This window comes from Stenotrophomonas sp. YJH_SMC_6 (genome assembly GCF_059371335.1).
The window spans coordinates 43,489-59,415 of sequence record NZ_JCAFUM010000002.1 but is presented as its reverse complement, the minus strand read 5'-3'; the positions used below and the strand labels follow the sequence as shown (position 1 = coordinate 59,415).

The 15,927-nt window shown below is 66.7% G+C and carries 16 protein-coding genes; 13 read left to right on the top strand and 3 right to left on the bottom strand.

The annotated features are described in order from the left end of the window. The first annotated feature begins 55 nt into the window (after positions 1-55). From AC5P9N_RS02065 to AC5P9N_RS02055, 3 genes are read left to right on the top strand one after another with little or no spacing between them, the layout of a single operon-like run. On the top strand, positions 56-2,293 hold the full coding sequence (locus AC5P9N_RS02065) for an ATP-binding protein (protein WP_099484192.1): 2,238 nt from the start codon (positions 56-58) through the stop codon (positions 2,291-2,293). After that, entirely contained in the window at positions 2,290-2,757 is a 468-nt protein-coding gene (locus AC5P9N_RS02060; RefSeq protein WP_099484193.1) for a response regulator, read from the top strand. The genes AC5P9N_RS02065 and AC5P9N_RS02060 overlap by 4 nt, the downstream gene beginning before the upstream one ends. Then, on the top strand, positions 2,750-5,149 hold the full coding sequence (locus AC5P9N_RS02055; RefSeq protein WP_099484194.1) for a hybrid sensor histidine kinase/response regulator: 2,400 nt from the start codon (positions 2,750-2,752) through the stop codon (positions 5,147-5,149). The genes AC5P9N_RS02060 and AC5P9N_RS02055 overlap by 8 nt, the downstream gene beginning before the upstream one ends. A 2-nt stretch (positions 5,150-5,151) precedes the next feature. Here AC5P9N_RS02055 and AC5P9N_RS02050 read toward each other — a convergent pair whose 3' ends face one another. From AC5P9N_RS02050 to AC5P9N_RS02040, 3 genes are read right to left on the bottom strand one after another with little or no spacing between them, the layout of a single operon-like run. Then, a complete protein-coding gene (locus AC5P9N_RS02050; protein WP_099484195.1) occupies positions 5,152-5,844 on the bottom strand; it encodes a Rossmann-fold NAD(P)-binding domain-containing protein in 693 nt (230 codons plus the stop codon). Between the two features lie 11 nt (positions 5,845-5,855). Beyond that, complete coding sequence (locus AC5P9N_RS02045; RefSeq protein ID WP_099484196.1) at positions 5,856-6,530, bottom strand: ChrR family anti-sigma-E factor; 675 nt, start codon at positions 6,528-6,530, stop codon at positions 5,856-5,858. Further along, a complete protein-coding gene (locus AC5P9N_RS02040) occupies positions 6,527-7,150 on the bottom strand; it encodes a sigma-70 family RNA polymerase sigma factor (RefSeq protein ID WP_099484197.1) in 624 nt (207 codons plus the stop codon). Before AC5P9N_RS02040 ends, AC5P9N_RS02045 begins: the two co-directional genes overlap by 4 nt. Positions 7,151-7,282: 132 nt before the next feature. Between AC5P9N_RS02040 and AC5P9N_RS02035 the strand changes: the two genes are divergently transcribed. From AC5P9N_RS02035 to AC5P9N_RS01990, 10 genes are all read left to right on the top strand, one after another. Then, positions 7,283-8,050, top strand: a complete 768-nt coding sequence (locus AC5P9N_RS02035) for a hypothetical protein (protein ID WP_099594719.1) — start codon at positions 7,283-7,285, stop codon at positions 8,048-8,050. Between the two features lie 81 nt (positions 8,051-8,131). Continuing rightward, positions 8,132-9,082, top strand: coding sequence for an acyl-CoA desaturase (locus AC5P9N_RS02030; protein WP_099484198.1), 951 nt, complete (start codon positions 8,132-8,134; stop codon positions 9,080-9,082). Position 9,083: 1 nt separating this feature from the next. Beyond that, a complete protein-coding gene (locus tag AC5P9N_RS02025) occupies positions 9,084-10,361 on the top strand; it encodes an NAD(P)/FAD-dependent oxidoreductase (RefSeq protein ID WP_099484199.1) in 1,278 nt (425 codons plus the stop codon). Beyond that, on the top strand, positions 10,358-11,125 hold the full coding sequence (locus AC5P9N_RS02020; protein WP_099484200.1) for a DUF1365 domain-containing protein: 768 nt from the start codon (positions 10,358-10,360) through the stop codon (positions 11,123-11,125). Before AC5P9N_RS02025 ends, AC5P9N_RS02020 begins: the two co-directional genes overlap by 4 nt. Beyond that, positions 11,122-12,381, top strand: a complete 1,260-nt coding sequence (locus AC5P9N_RS02015; RefSeq protein ID WP_099484201.1) for an SAM-dependent methyltransferase — start codon at positions 11,122-11,124, stop codon at positions 12,379-12,381. The genes AC5P9N_RS02020 and AC5P9N_RS02015 overlap by 4 nt, the downstream gene beginning before the upstream one ends. A gap of 1 nt (position 12,382) precedes the next feature. Further along, positions 12,383-12,922 carry a DUF2878 domain-containing protein gene (locus AC5P9N_RS02010; protein WP_099484202.1) on the top strand — a complete coding sequence of 180 codons (540 nt, stop codon included), beginning with the start codon at positions 12,383-12,385 and terminating at the stop codon, positions 12,920-12,922. Further along, positions 12,919-13,704: a DUF1295 domain-containing protein gene (locus tag AC5P9N_RS02005; protein WP_099484203.1), complete on the top strand. Its 786-nt coding sequence runs from the start codon at positions 12,919-12,921 to the stop codon at positions 13,702-13,704. The genes AC5P9N_RS02010 and AC5P9N_RS02005 overlap by 4 nt, the downstream gene beginning before the upstream one ends. Further along, positions 13,701-14,774, top strand: coding sequence for an SAM-dependent methyltransferase (locus AC5P9N_RS02000; protein ID WP_099484204.1), 1,074 nt, complete (start codon positions 13,701-13,703; stop codon positions 14,772-14,774). The genes AC5P9N_RS02005 and AC5P9N_RS02000 overlap by 4 nt, the downstream gene beginning before the upstream one ends. An 8-nt stretch (positions 14,775-14,782) precedes the next feature. Beyond that, entirely contained in the window at positions 14,783-15,316 is a 534-nt protein-coding gene (locus AC5P9N_RS01995; RefSeq protein ID WP_099484205.1) for a lipocalin family protein, read from the top strand. Between the two features lie 96 nt (positions 15,317-15,412). Then, positions 15,413-15,919 (top strand): GNAT family N-acetyltransferase, encoded by a 507-nt coding sequence (locus AC5P9N_RS01990; protein WP_043033545.1) that lies wholly within the window; start codon positions 15,413-15,415, stop codon positions 15,917-15,919. Positions 15,920-15,927: the final 8 nt, after the last annotated feature.

The window sequence follows — 15,927 nt, the reverse complement described above, 5'->3', positions numbered from 1 at the left end:
CCGGATGTAGCACTGGGTCCCTCCAGCCATCCATGAATCATGAGTCCCGCCGTTGATGCCCTCTGCCCAGTCCACGCCCGACCTTGCGCTATCCCGTTGCGCGCGCGAACCGATCCACACACCCGGCGCGATCCAGCCCTACGGTGTGCTCCTTGTGCTGGAGCCGCAGTCACTGCGGGTGCGCGAGCGTGCCATCAGTCAGCCGAGTGTGCTGCAGCAGTTCGGTGAGCCGCTGCTCCAGCACGTCAGCGAGGTGCTCGGCGGCGTGCTGGCCCCGTTCCAGGTACTGCTCCAGAAGGCCACCATCGGCAGCAGTGTGCACGTGGGCGCCGTTCACCTGGATGGCCACGGCCGGCATCAGCTGCTGGTGCATCGCTCCGCCACCGACCTCCTTGTAGAGCTGGAAGCGCCAGTCGCAGGCCAGCCCGGTTCTCTTGAAGAACTGTATCCGGCCATCCGAGAGCTCATGACGGGCATCGAATCGGCCGCAACGGTGGAAGACCTGTGCCAGCTGGCCGCCGCGCACATGCGCCGGCTCACCGGCTTCGACCGCACCCTGGTCTACCAGTTCGACGCCGGCTGGAATGGCATCGTGGTGGCCGAGGAAGGCAATGGCCTGTTGCCCTCGTACCTGGACCTGCGTTTTCCTGAATCGGACATTCCCGCCCAGGCCCGCGAACTCTACCGCCGCAACCGGGTGCGCCTGATCGCGGACAACAACTACACCCCTGCCCCGTTGATGCGGGCCGAAGATCATCGCGACGCGCCGCCCACCGACCTGAGCATGGCGGTGCTGCGCAGCGTCTCGCCGGTGCACCTGCACTACATGCGCAACATGGGGACCGGCGCGTCGATGTCGGTATCGCTGGTGCATGAAGGCCGGCTGTGGGGCCTGGTGTCCTGCCACACCGTGCAGCCACGCCGCCTGCCCTACCACGTGCGCACTGCCTGCGAATTCATGGGCCAGATCCTGTCGCTGCAGATTGCCCTCAAGGAGCGTGCGCGTGCGATCGAAGAGCGCGTGGCCCGTCGTTCCATACTGGTCAAGCTACTGGGTCGCATGGCCGGCGACGAAGACTTCATGGCGGCCCTGCGCCAGGACGAGGCCAGCCTGCTGTCGCTGACAGGCGCGGCCGGCGCGGCGATCGTGCACAAAGGCGATTGCCTGCGTGTTGGCCAGTGCCCTTCCGCCAGCGACGTGCTGGCCCTGGCGAATTGGCTGGCCACGCAGCAGGCCGGCCAGGAAACCTACTGCTCCGATCACCTGGCAGCCGACTGGTCGCCTGCCGCACACCTGGCCGACGTAGCCAGCGGCCTGCTGGCGGTGTCCATTTCGCAGCTGCATGACAGTTACCTGATGTGGTTCCGCCCGGAAGTGGTGCGCACCGTGCGCTGGGGTGGCGATCCCCGCAAGGAAGCAGCACCGGGTGTGGCGCTTTCCCCGCGCAACTCGTTCGAGGCCTGGAAGGAGACCGTGCAGCAACGCAGCCTGCCGTGGAGTGACGCTGACTGCGACGCGGCACACGAGATGCGCACGGCCATCGTCGATATCGTGTTGCGCAAGGCCGAGGAAATGGCCGAACTGAACGAGCAGTTGCTTCGCAGCAACAAGGAACTCGAAGCGTTTTCCTACTCCGTCAGCCACGACTTGCGCGCGCCCTTCCGCCACATCGTGGGCTATTCCGAGTTGCTGGGCAGCTCCGCCGGCGAACGCCTCAACGAGACCGAGCGCCGCTTCCTGGACACGATCGTGGAATCGGCCAAGTCCGCCGGAACACTGGTGGATGACCTGCTCAGCTTCTCGCAGATGGGGCGCTCCACGCTGGGGCGTGTGCGGCTGGACATGACCGCGCTGGCCGAGGATGTGCGCCGGAGCCTGGCCCTGGACTACGCCGGCCGCGACGTGCAATGGACGCTCGCACCGCTGCCGGAGGTCGAAGCCGATCCGACGATGCTGCGCCTGGTCTGGCAGAACGTGCTGGCCAACGCAATCAAGTTCACCCGCGAGCGCGAGCACGCGATGATCGAGATTGGGCATGACCGCAGCGACGACGAAGATCACTTCTTCGTGCGTGACAACGGCTGTGGCTTTGACATGCGCTACGTGGACAAGCTGTTCGGCGTGTTCCAGCGCCTGCATCACGTCGAAGAATTCGAAGGCACCGGCATCGGCCTGGCCAACGTGCGCCGCATCATCGGCCGCCATGGCGGCCGTACCTGGGCCGAGGGCGAGCCCGGCAAGGGCGCCACCATTCACTTCACCCTACCCCGTTCCACAGGAGACCACCCATGAGGGACCTGCGGCCGATCCTCCTGGTGGAGGACAGCCCCAAGGATGCAGAACTGACGATGGCCGCGCTTGCGCGCTGCCAGCTGCTCAACGATGTCATCCATGTACGCGACGGCGCCGAAGCGCTGGACTACCTGCGCTGCGAAGGCAAGTTTGCCGGCGCCATGCACGGCGGTCCGGTGGTGGTGCTGCTGGACCTCAAGCTGCCCAAGGTCAATGGCCTTGAAGTACTGGAACAGGTGCGTGGCGATTCGAATCTGAGCAGCACGCCGGTGGTGATGCTGACCTCCTCGCGCGAAGAGCAGGACCTGGTGCGCAGCTACGAGCTGGGCGTCAACGCATTCGTGGTCAAGCCGGTTGACTTCAAGGAATTCTTTGACGCAATCCAGGGCCTGGGCATGTTCTGGGGCATCACCAACCAGCCACCACCGCATCGGCCCAACGGTTCGGGGCAGCGCAATGCGTGATGGATCGCGCCGCAGCGAGCGCCTGCGCATCCTCATGCTGGAGGACAGCGCGCTTGATGCGGAGCTGATCAGCGCCCAGCTGCAGCGTGCCGGCCTCGATTTCGAGGCTGAGCGCCTGTGGACCCGCAACGCGTTCATCGAAGCCATCGAAAACCGCCCGTTCGACGTGATCCTCGCCGATCATGTCCTGCCAGGCTTCGATGGTGACGCGGCACTTGCCCTCGCGCGCGAGCGCGTGCCGCAGACGCCCTTCATCTTTGTTTCCGGCACCCTGACCGAGGAATTGGCGGTGCAGGCACTCACGCGCGGTGCCCGCGACTACGTGGTGAAGCAACGCCTGCAACGCTTGCCCGATGCGATCCGTCGCGCACGGCAGGAAGCGCATGAGCGTACCCAGCTGGCCATTGCGCAGGCCGCACTGAACGATAGCCAGGCCCAGTTGCAGCAGGTGACCGACGCCGTTCCTGCGCTCATCGCCCAGCTGGACAAGAACCATCGCTATCGGTTTGCCAACAAGGCGTTTCTGGACTGGCATGGATCCAGCCTTGCAGAACTGCTGGGTCGGCCGGCACGGGATGTCAGCGGCATTTCCGCCTTCGAACACGCCCTGCCGAGCCTGGAACGGGTGCTGCAGGGCGAACGCACCAGCTTCCAGGTCGAACTGGTGCACCGCAGCGGCCAATCACGATTCGTGCAGATGGACTGCGTGCCTGAGCATGCGGCCGATGGCAGCGTGGCCGGCTACATCTGCCTGGGTAGCGATGTCTCGCAGCTGAAACAGGCCGAGCTGGCCCTGCGCGAGGACAACCAGCTGCTCGAGCAGCAGGTGCAGGCGCGCACGGCCGAGTTGCGCGCCAGCAAGCGGCGCCTGCAGGCGATCTTCGAATCCAGCTTCCAGCATCAGATGCTGCTGGATCTGTCCGGGCGCGTGGTGGATGCCAATGACGCGTCACTGGCCGCAGTGCTGGCGGAAAAGAAGGACGTGGTTGGCCAACGCTTCGCTGAATCGCTCTGGTTCGCCACAACCGATGGCATCGGCGCGCTGATCGATCGGGCCGTCGCTGCAGCCGTGCAGGGCCTGAGTTCGCTGCATTCATTGGAGCTGGAACTCCCGACCGGGCCGCGCAGCTTCGATTTTTCGTTCCGCCCGCTGCTGGATGCCGAAGGCGTGGTCACCGCCGTGGTCTCCGAGGCCGTGGAAACGACGGCGCGCCTCCAGGCCGAACATGCACTGCGCCAATCACAGAAGATCGAGGCGGTCGGCCAGCTCACCGGCGGCATCGCGCATGATTTCAACAACATCCTGACGGTCATCTCCGGCAACGTCGAGCACGCCATGCTGCTGAATGAGCGCGCGGGCGAAGCCGGGGCGATGGTCAGCCGGGCGCTGGACAACGCGCTGAAGGGTGTCGGACGTGCCGCCAGCCTGACCCAGCGCCTGCTCGCGTTTGCCCGACGCCAGCCGCTGCACAGCCAGGCCGCCAACCTCCACGAGCGCCTGCTGGACATGCACGACATGCTGCAGCGTGCACTGGGTGAGCTGGTGCAGCTGGAGATCCGCAGCGCCGAGGACATCTGGTGCGTGGAGATCGACATCAGCCAGCTGGAGGCCTCCGTACTGAACCTGGCGGTGAATGCCCGCGATGCGATGCCGCACGGCGGGCGGCTGGTGATCGAGGTCGACAACAGCCACCTCGACCACGACTACGCCGCCCTGTTCCCGGATGCAACACCAGGCCAGTACGTGATGTTGCGGGTGCGTGACAACGGCCACGGCATGGATGCGGCGACGCTTGGCCGGGTCTTCGAACCGTTCTTCACCACCAAGCAGGTTGGCCGTGGCACCGGCTTGGGCCTGTCAATGGTGCATGGCTTCGTCAAGCAGTCAGGGGGCCACGTGCTGATCGATTCGGTGGAAGGCGGCGGCACCAGCATCACCATGATGTTCCCGCGCTCGCCGCTGGCCCTGCCCCGCGAAGCACACATCCCGCAGACCGGCCTGGCCGGCTACTCACCGCGCGAGGAAACCATCCTGGTGGCCGAGGACAACGACGATGTCCGCGCCCACACGGTGGATTCGCTGCGGCTGCTCGGCTACCGCGTGCTGGAAGCCCACGACGGCCCCTCCGCACTGCGGTTGCTGGAGCGCCCCGATACCAGGGTGGACCTGCTGTTCTCGGACGTGGTGATGCCCGGCATGTCGGGCTGGGAGCTGGTCCGTCAAGTCCGCGAACGCTGGCCGGAAGTGGCCGTCCTGTTCACGTCAGGCTATCCACGTGACCACGATCAGGCGGGGAGCCAAGGACGCGCGGTTGCCCTGCTGCCGAAGCCGTTTACGCGAAGTGATCTGGCGCTGGCAGTACGCACTGCGCTGGAGGCCGCGCCGCACTGAGCTCAGGAGGCAGGGTCGCGTACGCCAGCGGCGATCCGGTTGATGTCCGCGCACTCCACCGTGGACGGCGGATGCTCCCTGCCGGCCAGTGCAACCATCGCCTGACCCAGTGCCAGATTGCTGGTCATCACCGACGGCGCAACGGCGCCGGCCAGCTTCATCAACGGCGCACCGCCCCAGTACAGGGGCTTCAACAGGGCATGACGGGTGCCGGTGCCCGGGACCGGCCTGACGCCCCCCGGGCGCAGCATCACGGTGCGAACCGGCAGGCCCTGCAATGCGACCTCGGTCTCGCCCTTGATCCTCAACGGCATCAGCCGGCTCCGAGGGTCCGCACCGGCACCGGATACATACAGAAAGCACCCTTCGGGATTCGCGGCCGCCCAGCCACGGGCCACCGCCAAGGTGGTGGCCAGGGTCACGCGTCGGTACTCGGCCTCTGCCGTGCCGACCGGTGGCGCCCCGGCACAGTAGAAGCAGGCATCGAACCCAGCCAGTTCATCCGACCGGTCCTGGATACGCAGGAAGTCCGGAACGATCAGTTCGCTGCCGGCGCCGATCAGACTTCCCGGGTGGCGGACCAGCGCTGTCAGGCGGGACACCTGCGGTGAGCGTTGGCAGGCCAATGCCACACCCTGCCCGACCAGGCCTGCGGCACCGGTCAACAGAATCCGTAATGCGTCCGTCCCGGCCATCGTCGCCCCCGCTAGAGTCTCACGAAACGCTGGATCTTCCGCGCCAGCCAGCCACTGAACACCAGCGGCGCATCCAGCGCTGATACGCAGATGCAGGGCACACCCGGCGCGGTCACCGGTTGATGCTCCACGTCTCCATCCAGATCCGCCACGTCGCCCGGTGCGAAAAGCCCCAGCGCATCGTTGTACGAACCCCGCAGGATCTGCGTCAATTCGCTCCGGCCATGGCTATGCATGGGCAGGCATTTGCCGGGGGCAATCTTCAGCATGATCAGCGAAGGCATCTGCTCTGCACGGATGCAGTGCACGCCCGGCGCCATCCAGCGCCAGCGCAGGTCGCTGAGCGAGGCGCCGAAGTACGGATGCAGCGATGCAGGCAGATGGTCCGGATTGGCCTCAGGCCGCTCCTTCGGCACGGGGCGTGTGACCCCAGCCATGGCCGTCGGCGCTTCCGTGGCCAGCCGCACCAGCATCGCCTCGCGCAGCTGTTCGCGTCGCGTCTCCGCTGCAGGTGGCTGGGTCTGCTCCAGCAGCACCGAGCCGATCGCTTCGGCGTCGCGCAGGCGCTGACGGCAATGCGGGCACTGCTCCAGATGGGCACCGGCGACGATGCTCAACGGCGCCGGCAGCGCGCCGGCGGCATAGCTCATCAGGGTGGATTCGTGCAGATGGTGGTGCGGGTTCACAGCGCACCTCCCACTTTGGCCTGCAGTTGCAGAAAGGCGCGGCGCAAATGTGATTTGACCGTTCCCAGCGGCATGCCCAGTGCGTCGGCAATCTCGCTGTGGCTCTTGGCCTCGAAGTAGGACATCCGCACCAGCCGAGCCTGCACCGCGGGCAACTCGTTGATGCGCTGGCGCAACCTGGCCTGGTCGGCGAACTGTTCGGCGCTGCTGCGGTCGACCACGTCCATCATCGCGGCGTCCTCCACCGCCACCTGCACCTGCATCCAGCTGCGCTCGCGACGCACACGGTCGATATGCAGGTTGCGGGCGATGCGGTACAGCCAGGTACTCAGGGCCCCCTGCGCGGCATCATAATCAGCCGCACGCAGCCACAGGCGCAGCAGGCATTCCTGCGCCAGCTCCTCGGCCACCGCCTCGGGCGCGCCCAGCCCGCGCAGATAGACGCACAGGCGCGGCATGAAATGGTCATAGATCCGCATGAAACAGTCGCGGTCGCGCAGCCGCGCGACACCGTCCATGTCACCGGCCCAGTCTTTCGGCTCACTGCTGGCCTGCTGGGAGCTGGACACGATGCGTGCGCTGTCTAGGTTGGCAAGGGTGCTGGCGGCGTCAGGGTACATCTGCTTTCGCGGCGGGCGAGTGAAGGTCTGTCCCCTGTACGCGCGGGAATGGCAATTGGATGCAGCCCGCATTGCGCATCCAACCCGCCCCGCCTGCCGTACGACCTGGACCCGCCCTTACGGATGAATGCCATGCGCATCGCCTGGCTGTTGTTGTGCCTGCCCCATGCCGCGCTGGCGGCCCCCATGCTGCGGAGCGAGGGCATAGCCACCTCCCCGCAGGGCCGGGTCCTCTACCGTGAAGTGCACTGGCGCCGCGATGCGAGCGAGGGTGCCGAACGCTGGGTGCTGTACCAGTGCCCCGGCGGCCAGCCGTTCGCCCGCAAGCACCTGCCGGCCAGCACCCGTCCGCAGGCACGCGGCTATTCACTGGAGGACCGGCGCAGTGGCCAGACAGCCGAGATCGAGGCCGTCAGCGGCGCAGTATCGGTGGCCTGGAAGGAGGATGCCGCCAGTCCGCTCCGGCAGCGCAGGCTCGATCTGCCGCAGGACGCGGTGATCGATGCGGGATTCGATGCGGCGGTCCGCCTGCACTGGGCGGCGCTGATGAAGGGCGAGCGCCTCTCGCTGCCGTTCCTGGTGCCTGGGCGACAGCGCTACTTCCCGGTGCAGGTGCGGCATACCGGCACCCTGCGCTGGCAAGGCATCGACGCCCAGTCGTTCGAGGTCAGCCTCGACACCTGGTATGGCGGCATCGCGCCCCGCCTGTCGCTGGTCTATGCCAGCGCCGACCGGCGCCTGCTGGAATTCAACGGCACCAGCAACCTGCGCGATGCGCGGGGCATCTATCCGCAGGTGACGGTGCGCTTTGGCTCGCCACCCGCGCAACGCCCCACGCCTGAGTGGCAGCAGGCATGGGCGCAGCCGCTGGTCGACCGCTGCCCCGTCACGAACACGTGAAGCCGACATTCACTGCAACACGTCGCATCCATTACGCATTCTGCTGCGTACAGGAAGACACGACACCCGCCGAGATCCGCCATGGCCTCTGTATCGCCCCTCCCCCATCGACGCTGGCGCCTGCTGCGCACGCTGCAGCGCTGGGTCGATACCGGCAATGCCGCGGACGCCGGCACGGAACCGCCGGGCCGCATCGATTGGCTGCGTGCGGTGCCGTTCGCACTGATGCACCTGGCGTGCATCGCGGTGATCTGGGTGGGCGTGTCGTGGACGGCGGTGGTCGTGGCCGCGGCGCTTTACGCAGTGCGCATGTTCGCCATCACCGCCTTCTATCACCGCTACTTCTCGCATCGCACCTTCCAGGCACCGCGCGCGGTACAATTCGTGTTCGCGGTGATCGGCGCCTCCAGCGTACAGCGCGGTCCGCTGTGGTGGGCTGCCCACCATCGCCACCATCACCGCCACGCCGACCAGCCGCTGGACCCGCATTCGCCGCGCGAAGGCGGCTTCTGGCGCAGCCACATGGGTTGGTTCCTGACCCGCGAAGCCTTCGCCACCGACCTGTCGCGGGTGCCTGACCTGGCGCGCTTCCCGGAACTGCGCTGGCTGGACCGTTTCGATACCGCCATTCCCGTGCTGCTGGCCATCGGATTGTATGCATTGGGTGCAGCACTGGAGCGCTGGGCGCCAGGCTTGCACACTTCCGGCCCCCAGTTGCTGGTGTGGGGATTCTTCATTTCCACCATCGTGCTGTTCCATGCCACCGTCACCATCAACTCGCTGGCCCACCGCTTCGGCCGTCGACGCTTCGAGACCCGCGATGACAGCCGCAACAACCTCTGGCTGGCGCTGCTCACCTTCGGGGAGGGCTGGCACAACAACCACCATTTCTTCCCAGGCACCGTGCGCCAGGGCTTCCGTTGGTGGGAGATTGACCTGACCTGGTACGGACTGCGCGCGATGGCGGCGCTGGGTCTGGTCAAAGGCCTCAAGCCCATCCCCGAATGGGTGCTGGCCAAGGCGAGGTACTGACATGCGCATCGCCATCATCGGTTCAGGCATCTCAGGTCTGGCCAGCGCCTGGTGGCTGCAGGAACGGCACGACGTGACGCTGTTCGAGGCAAGCGACTACCTGGGCGGGCACACCCACACCCACGAGGTGCAGGTGGAAGGCGTACGCATGGCCGTGGACACCGGCTTCATCGTCTTCAATCCCCGGCACTACCCGCTGCTGACGGCACTGTTCGATGAGCTGGGGGTTGCCTCGCAGCCGACCACGATGAGCTTCTCCATGCACAGCGAGCGCAGCGGCGTGGAGTACAACGCCACTTCGCTGGATGGCCTGTTCTGCCAGCGGCGCAACCTGGTGTCGGCGCGCTTCTGGGGCATGCTGGCCGATCTGCGCCGGTTCTACCGGGATGCGCCGCTTTTGCTCGCCGAAGAGGAAGGCCCGACGCTGGGCGAGTATCTGCGCACCCAACGCTATGGCGAGGCCTTCATTGAAGAGCACCTGCTGCCGATGGCCTCGGCGCTATGGTCGTCGCCCACCGCCACCGTGCGGGACTTCCCCGCGCGCTATCTGGCCCAGTTCATGGCCAACCACCAGATGCTGCAGATGACCGGACGGTCGTCCTGGCGGGTCGTTACCGGCGGGTCGGCCCGTTACGTGGATGCACTGCGCCGCCGCTGGCGGGTGCATGAGCGCCTGCAGTGCCCGGTCCAGCGGGTGGAGCGCATCCCCGGGGGTGCACGCGTGCACAGCGCCGCCGGCGTCGAGGCCTTCGACGAAGTCATCCTGGCCTGCCATAGCGATCAGGCGCTGGCCCTGCTGGGTGATGCCGACCCGGTCGAGCGCGAGGTACTGGGTGCCATCCGCTACCAATCCAACGAGGCGGTACTGCACACGGATGCGTCCTTGCTGCCCCGCAACCGCAAGGCCTGGGCGGCCTGGAACGCGCATGTCCCGCAGGATCCAGCCGCGCCCTGCACGGTCAGCTACTGCATGAACCTGCTGCAAGGCCTGCCCGGCAACACGCCGCTGGTCGTCACCCTCAATCGCAGCGGGGCCATCGATCCGGCCAGGGTGCTGCGCACGCTGCACTATGCCCATCCGGTGCACGATCACGCCGCGGTCCGCGCCCAACAGCGCTGGGCAGAGCTGCAGGGCCATCGCCACACCTGGTTCGCAGGGGCCTACTGGGGCTGGGGCTTCCATGAGGATGGCATCCGCAGCGCCCGCCGCGTGGTGGATGCGCTGCAGGCCTGCGCATCGCACCGCGAGGTGTCGCTACCGGGCGAGGTGGCGGCATGAGCGCCAGCGCCCTCTATTTCGGGCAGGTGGTGCATCGCCGGCATCATCCGCATCCGCATGCGTTCCGTTACCCGGTTGCACAACTGCTGCTCGACCTGGATGAACTGGAGACCGTGTTTGCTGGGCGCTGGCTGTGGTCGGTCAATCGCCGCAATCTTGCCGAGTTCCGGCGCAGCGACTATTTCGGCGATCCCGCACAGCCTTTGGGCGATGCCGTGCGCGACCATGCCGCGAAGACGCTCGGTCATCGACCTTCCGGGCCGGTGCGCCTGCTCACCCACCTTCGCTTTGCCGGGCATGTGTTCAACCCGGTCAGCTTCTACTACTGCTACCAGGCCGACGGCAACACGCTGGACTGCATCGTGGCCGAGATCACCAATACTCCCTGGAAGGAACGGCACGCCTATGTGCTGCCGGTCGCTACGGCCACGAACGAAGGCGCATCACTGCGGTGGCAGTTCGACAAATGCTTCCACGTCTCGCCGTTCATGCCGATGGACTGCCGCTACGACTGGCGCTTCAGCAGCCCCGATGAGGACCTGCGCGTGCACATGCAGGTCTGGCGCGACGGCATCCGGCAGTTCGATGCCACCCAGACGATGCACCGCCGGCCCCTGGATGGCCTCGGGCTGGCGCGGGTCCTCGCCGGCTACCCACTGATGACCACCCAGGTGGTGGCTGCCATCCACTGGCACGCGCTGCGGCTATGGCTGAAGCGCAACCCCGTGCACGACCACCCCAGCCTTGCCGGAAAACCGCGATGAACTCGATCATACCTTCGGTCACCCTGCCGCGCCCTGGTGCGTTGGATGCCTTCCTGCGCCGTCGCCTGCTGGCACAGCTTGCCCCGCTGCGCGATGGCCACCTGTGCGTGCGCGATGCCCTTGGCGAGGTCCGGCTGGGCAACGCCCACGCAGGGCTGCAGGTAACGGTGACCATCGATGACCCCGCGTTCTACCGGAAGGTCGCTGCGCAGGGCAGCGTCGGCGCTGGCGAGAGCTACATCCAGGGCGACTGGCACTGTGATGACCTGGTCGCGCTGATACAGCTGCTGGTGCGCAACCGCGACCTGCTGGACGGCATGGAGCGCGGCCCGGCCCAGGTGGGTGGGTGGCTGCTGCGCGGCTGGAACCGGCTGCATCGCAACAGCCGTGAGGGCAGCCGGCGCAACATCGCCGCGCACTACGACCTGGGCAACGATTTCTTCGCCCTGTTCCTGTCACCGGACCTGATGTATTCGTCGGCGCTGTTCGCCAGCGAATCCGAATCACTGGAGTCCGCCTCGCGCCGCAAGCTGGACCGAATCTGCCAGCAGCTGCAACTCAAGCCCGGCGATCGCGTGGTGGAAATCGGTACCGGCTGGGGTGGCTTCGCGGTGCACGCCGCGCAGCACTACGGCTGCCACGTCACCACCACCACCATCTCCGCCGAACAGCATGCGCTGGCCGCCGAGCGCGTGCGGGCCGCCGGCCTGCAGGACCGGGTCACCCTGCTGATGCAGGACTACCGCGACCTGCAGGGGCAGTTCGACAAGCTGGTGTCGATCGAGATGATCGAAGCGATCGGCTCCGAATACCTGGACACCTACATGGCCACGCTGCAGCGGCTGCTGAAGCCCGATGGTGTTGCCCTGCTGCAGGCCATCACCATCGAGGATCATCGCTACGAGCAGGCACGGCGCAGCGTCGACTACATCAAGCGCTACGTGTTTCCCGGCAGCTTCATCCCTTCCATCAACGCCATCATGGCGGCCAAGACCCGCGCCAGCGACCTGCAGCTGATCGCTCAGCAGGATTTCGGCCACTCCTACGCGCTGACCCTGCGCGCCTGGCGCCAACGCTTCCTCGCGCAGTTGCCTGCGGTGCAGGCGCAGGGGTTCGATGCCCGCTTCTGCCGCCTGTGGGATTTCTACCTGGCCTACTGTGAAGGCGGCTTCCTGGAGCGTTCGATCGGTGTCTCGCATCTGCTGCTGGCACGCCCAGGCCATCGGCCTGCATTCTCGCCTGGTGAGGGCAACTGAAATGCGCCGGTTCTGGGCCAACCTGATTGGCAACCAGCTGGTCTGGCTGTGCGCGGTGGCCGGCGCGGGCCGCGGCTGGCAGTGGCCTGCGTTGCTGGCTGCGTCGCTCTACATCGCCAGCCAGCTGCTGACGTCGGCGCAACCACGCCTGGACCTGCGGCTGCTGGTGCTGGCGCTGGCCTGCGCCTGGCTGGTCGATGCCGCTGCGGCCGCCAGCGGAACCCTGCGCTACGCCGCCGCCCCGCTGGGATGGGCGCCCCCGCCCTGGATCATGGCCTTGTGGGCTGCATTCGCCATGACCCTGACCACCTCGATGCGCTTCCTGCAGCGACACCCTGCGTTGCCGCCTCTGTTCGGCCTGCTGCTGGCGCCGCTGGCCTACCTGTCGGCCGCGCGTGGGTTCGGCGCCGTGCAGTTCAACAGCCCGATGTGGCAGGGCGTCCTGATGCTGGGCACGGGCTGGGCGATTGCACTTTCCCTGTTGTGCCGCAGCGCACGACGCGCTGCCCCACAACCACCCCTTGCGGGAGCGGCCTCATGATCAACCTGCTCTGGGTGCTGCTGTATGCGGTGCTGGTGATGAGCTGGGGCTGGGTCTGGCAGCGCCGCCGCCACAACATCGGCGTTGTGGATGTGCTCTGGGCCAAAGGCGTGGCCGCCGCCGCGCTGCTGCTGGCGTTGCTGGGCGATGGTGCGGTGACGCCACGGGTGGCGCTGGCTGTGCTCGGCGGCCTGTGGGGCGGTCGCCTGGCCCTTCATCTATGGCATCGCGTCCGGCACGAAGAAGAGGACGGGCGCTATCGCTACCTCCGTGCGCACTGGCAGGGACACCAGGGAAAGATCTTCGGGTTCTTCATGGCGCAGGCACTGCTGGTGGCGCTGTTTGCCCTGCCCTTCGTCGCGGTCGCCGCCAATCAAACCCCCGGCATGGCGCCCTGGGTGCTGGCGGCCGCGCTTGTCTGGCTGCTGAGTGTGGGCGGAGAGGCACTGGCCGACCGCCAGCTGGCCCGGTTCCGCAGCAACCCGGCGAACAAGGGCCGTACCTGCCGTGATGGGCTCTGGCGGTATTCCCGCCACCCCAACTACTTCTTCGAGTGGCTGCACTGGTTCACCTATGTGCTGCTCGCCGTCGGCTCGCCGCTGTGGTGGTTGGCCTGGCTCGGCCCCGTGCTGATGTATGTATTCCTGCGCTATCTCAGCGGCATCCCGTTCACCGAAAAGCAGGCCCTGCGCAGCCGCGGCGACGACTACCGCGCCTACCAGCGCAGTACGCCGATGTTCTTCCCCTGGTTCCCCCGCCCTTCCAAGGAGCATTCCGCATGAGCGCGATACCGTCACTGAATCCGGCCGAGCAAGCGGAAACCGGGCTGACCGCCTGGGCCGAACGTGGCCTGCTGCCGGATGCTGCGTTGCGGGCCGGCATCCGGCGGCTGTGCGCGCAGCGCCTGCAGGAAGAATCGGAAGGCGGTATCGAAGCGCAGTCCGCGCGTTTCAGCCGCCGCATCGCCGAACTGGCCGACAGTCCGCTCGCCCTGCATACCGATGCAGCCAATCGCCAGCATTACGAAGTGCCCGCGGCGTTCTTCCAGGCCTGCCTGGGCAAGCGATTGAAGTACAGCAGCTGCTATTACACCACCGGGCACGAAACGCTCGACCAAGCGGAGGACGCCATGCTGGAGCTGTACGGCCAGCGTGCCGGACTGGACGATGGCCAGCAGATTCTTGAGCTGGGCTGCGGCTGGGGCTCGCTGACGCTATGGATGGCCGAGCGCTATCCGCACGCAGCGATCACCGCGGTATCCAACTCGCACAGCCAGCGCCAGCACATCATGGCCCAGTGCAAGGCGCGCGGGCTGCACAACGTGCAGGTGCTCACCCGTGACGTGAACCAGCTGGAGTTGCCCTCGGCGCAGTTTGATCGCTGCGTTTCGGTCGAGATGTTCGAGCACGTGCGCAACTACGAGCGCCTGCTGGCGCGCATTGCGCAGTGGCTGAAGCCGGACGGTGCGTTGTTCGTGCACATCTTCGCCCATCGCACGCTGATGTATCCGTTCGAGGCCGAGGGGGGCGACAACTGGATGGGCCGCCACTTCTTCACCGGCGGCCTGATGCCGGCGGCCGACACGCTGCTGCATTTCCAGCACGACCTGCGGCTCGATCAACGCTGGCTGCTGGAGGGCACCCACTACCAGCGCACTGCCGAGCATTGGCTGGCCAACCAGGATGCAGCCCGCGAGAGAGTGATGCCGGTGCTGGTCGCCACCTACGGCCAGGCAGCGGCGAAGATCTGGTGGCAGCGCTGGCGGATGTTCTGGATGGCGTGTGCCGAACTGTTCGGCTACGACGACGGCCAGCAATGGCTGGTGGCCCACTACCTGTTCCGTCCCCGCTGAGGTGTGACATGCGCATGTTCACGCTGCTTCCGCTGATCGCGGTCGGCCTGTTCGGCTCAGGCTGCTCCTCCAGCGATACCCGGCCACTTCCGCAGGCGCCTTCGGTGGATGTGCCACGCTTCATGGGCGACTGGTACGTGATCGCCCATATCCCGTCCTGGCCCGAACGCGATGCCTACGATGCAGTGGAAAGCTATGCCTTGAAGCCCGATGGGCGCATCCAGACCACCTTCACCTATCGCAAGGGCAGCTTCGATGCCCCGCAGAGGTCGATGCACCCCATCGGCCATGTTGAAGAGGAAGGTCATGGCGCGGTCTGGGGCATGCAGTTCATCTGGCCGATCCAGGCCGAGTACATCATCGCCTGGCTGGATGACGACTACCGCCAGACCATCGTCGCGCGCAGCAAGCGCGACTATGTCTGGTACATGGCACGTACGCCGCAGGTGGCCGATGGCGACTACCAGAAAGCCGTGCAGCGCATCGCCGAAATGGGCTACGACATCCGCCGGCTGCGGCGCGTGCCGCAATCCATCCGGTAGTGCGTGGCAACAACGACCCGATTGCGCCCTGCGTCATGCATCACCCGGCAGAGGATGCCAGAATTCCCGGACAGACCTGAGCCGGGGATCAGCACGATGGGCAGCCACGCAGAAGCGACATGGAACGGGCTTGAAGTGCGGCAGATCCGTGCGAGCGACCTGGATGTGATCTGTGCCCACCGCGAAGCCATGTTCCGCGAGAGTGGGCGGACCGAGGAGGTCCTGCGGGCGATGGCGGCTCCTTTCCGTGCCTGGCTGGCGCCGCGCCTGGCCTCGGGCGAGTACTTCGGCCATGTTCTTGCAGACCAGGGCAGAACCATCGCCGGCATTGGCCTGATGCTGATCGACTGGCCACCCCACCCTGCCCATCCGGAACAGGGCTGCCGCGGCTACGTCCTCAACGTGTATGTGGAACCGGAGTACCGCCGCCGGGGCATCGCCCGGAAGCTGATGGTCCTGGCAGACCACGCCTTCGCCGAGCGTGGCGCCACCTACGCGGTCCTGCATGCCACCGCGCAAGGGAAGCCGCTGTACGCCGACCTTGGCTGGGCCGGAACCAGCGAGATGGCACGCAGCCTGCGCGACGAGGGGCGAACGCCCTGAAGTCGATC

Excerpts from the sequence above, each read along its gene's own strand:
- AC5P9N_RS02020 (WP_099484200.1), top strand. The coding sequence starts at position 10,358 with ATGAGCGCCAGCGCCCTCTATTTCGGGCAGGTGGTGCATCGCCGGCAT.
- AC5P9N_RS02005 (WP_099484203.1), top strand. The coding sequence starts at position 12,919 with ATGATCAACCTGCTCTGGGTGCTGCTGTATGCGGTGCTGGTGATGAGC.
- AC5P9N_RS01990 (WP_043033545.1), top strand. The coding sequence starts at position 15,413 with ATGGGCAGCCACGCAGAAGCGACATGGAACGGGCTTGAAGTGCGGCAG.
- AC5P9N_RS02035 (WP_099594719.1), top strand. The coding sequence starts at position 7,283 with ATGCGCATCGCCTGGCTGTTGTTGTGCCTGCCCCATGCCGCGCTGGCG.
- AC5P9N_RS02025 (WP_099484199.1), top strand. The coding sequence starts at position 9,084 with ATGCGCATCGCCATCATCGGTTCAGGCATCTCAGGTCTGGCCAGCGCC.
- AC5P9N_RS02050 (WP_099484195.1), bottom strand. The coding sequence starts at position 5,844 with ATGGCCGGGACGGACGCATTACGGATTCTGTTGACCGGTGCCGCAGGC.
- AC5P9N_RS02000 (WP_099484204.1), top strand. The coding sequence starts at position 13,701 with ATGAGCGCGATACCGTCACTGAATCCGGCCGAGCAAGCGGAAACCGGG.
- AC5P9N_RS02015 (WP_099484201.1), top strand. The coding sequence starts at position 11,122 with ATGAACTCGATCATACCTTCGGTCACCCTGCCGCGCCCTGGTGCGTTG.
- AC5P9N_RS02060 (WP_099484193.1), top strand. The coding sequence starts at position 2,290 with ATGAGGGACCTGCGGCCGATCCTCCTGGTGGAGGACAGCCCCAAGGAT.
- AC5P9N_RS02040 (WP_099484197.1), bottom strand. The coding sequence starts at position 7,150 with ATGTACCCTGACGCCGCCAGCACCCTTGCCAACCTAGACAGCGCACGC.
- AC5P9N_RS02065 (WP_099484192.1), top strand. The coding sequence starts at position 56 with ATGCCCTCTGCCCAGTCCACGCCCGACCTTGCGCTATCCCGTTGCGCG.
- AC5P9N_RS02010 (WP_099484202.1), top strand. The coding sequence starts at position 12,383 with ATGCGCCGGTTCTGGGCCAACCTGATTGGCAACCAGCTGGTCTGGCTG.
- AC5P9N_RS02055 (WP_099484194.1), top strand. The coding sequence starts at position 2,750 with ATGCGTGATGGATCGCGCCGCAGCGAGCGCCTGCGCATCCTCATGCTG.
- AC5P9N_RS02030 (WP_099484198.1), top strand. The coding sequence starts at position 8,132 with ATGGCCTCTGTATCGCCCCTCCCCCATCGACGCTGGCGCCTGCTGCGC.
- AC5P9N_RS01995 (WP_099484205.1), top strand. The coding sequence starts at position 14,783 with ATGCGCATGTTCACGCTGCTTCCGCTGATCGCGGTCGGCCTGTTCGGC.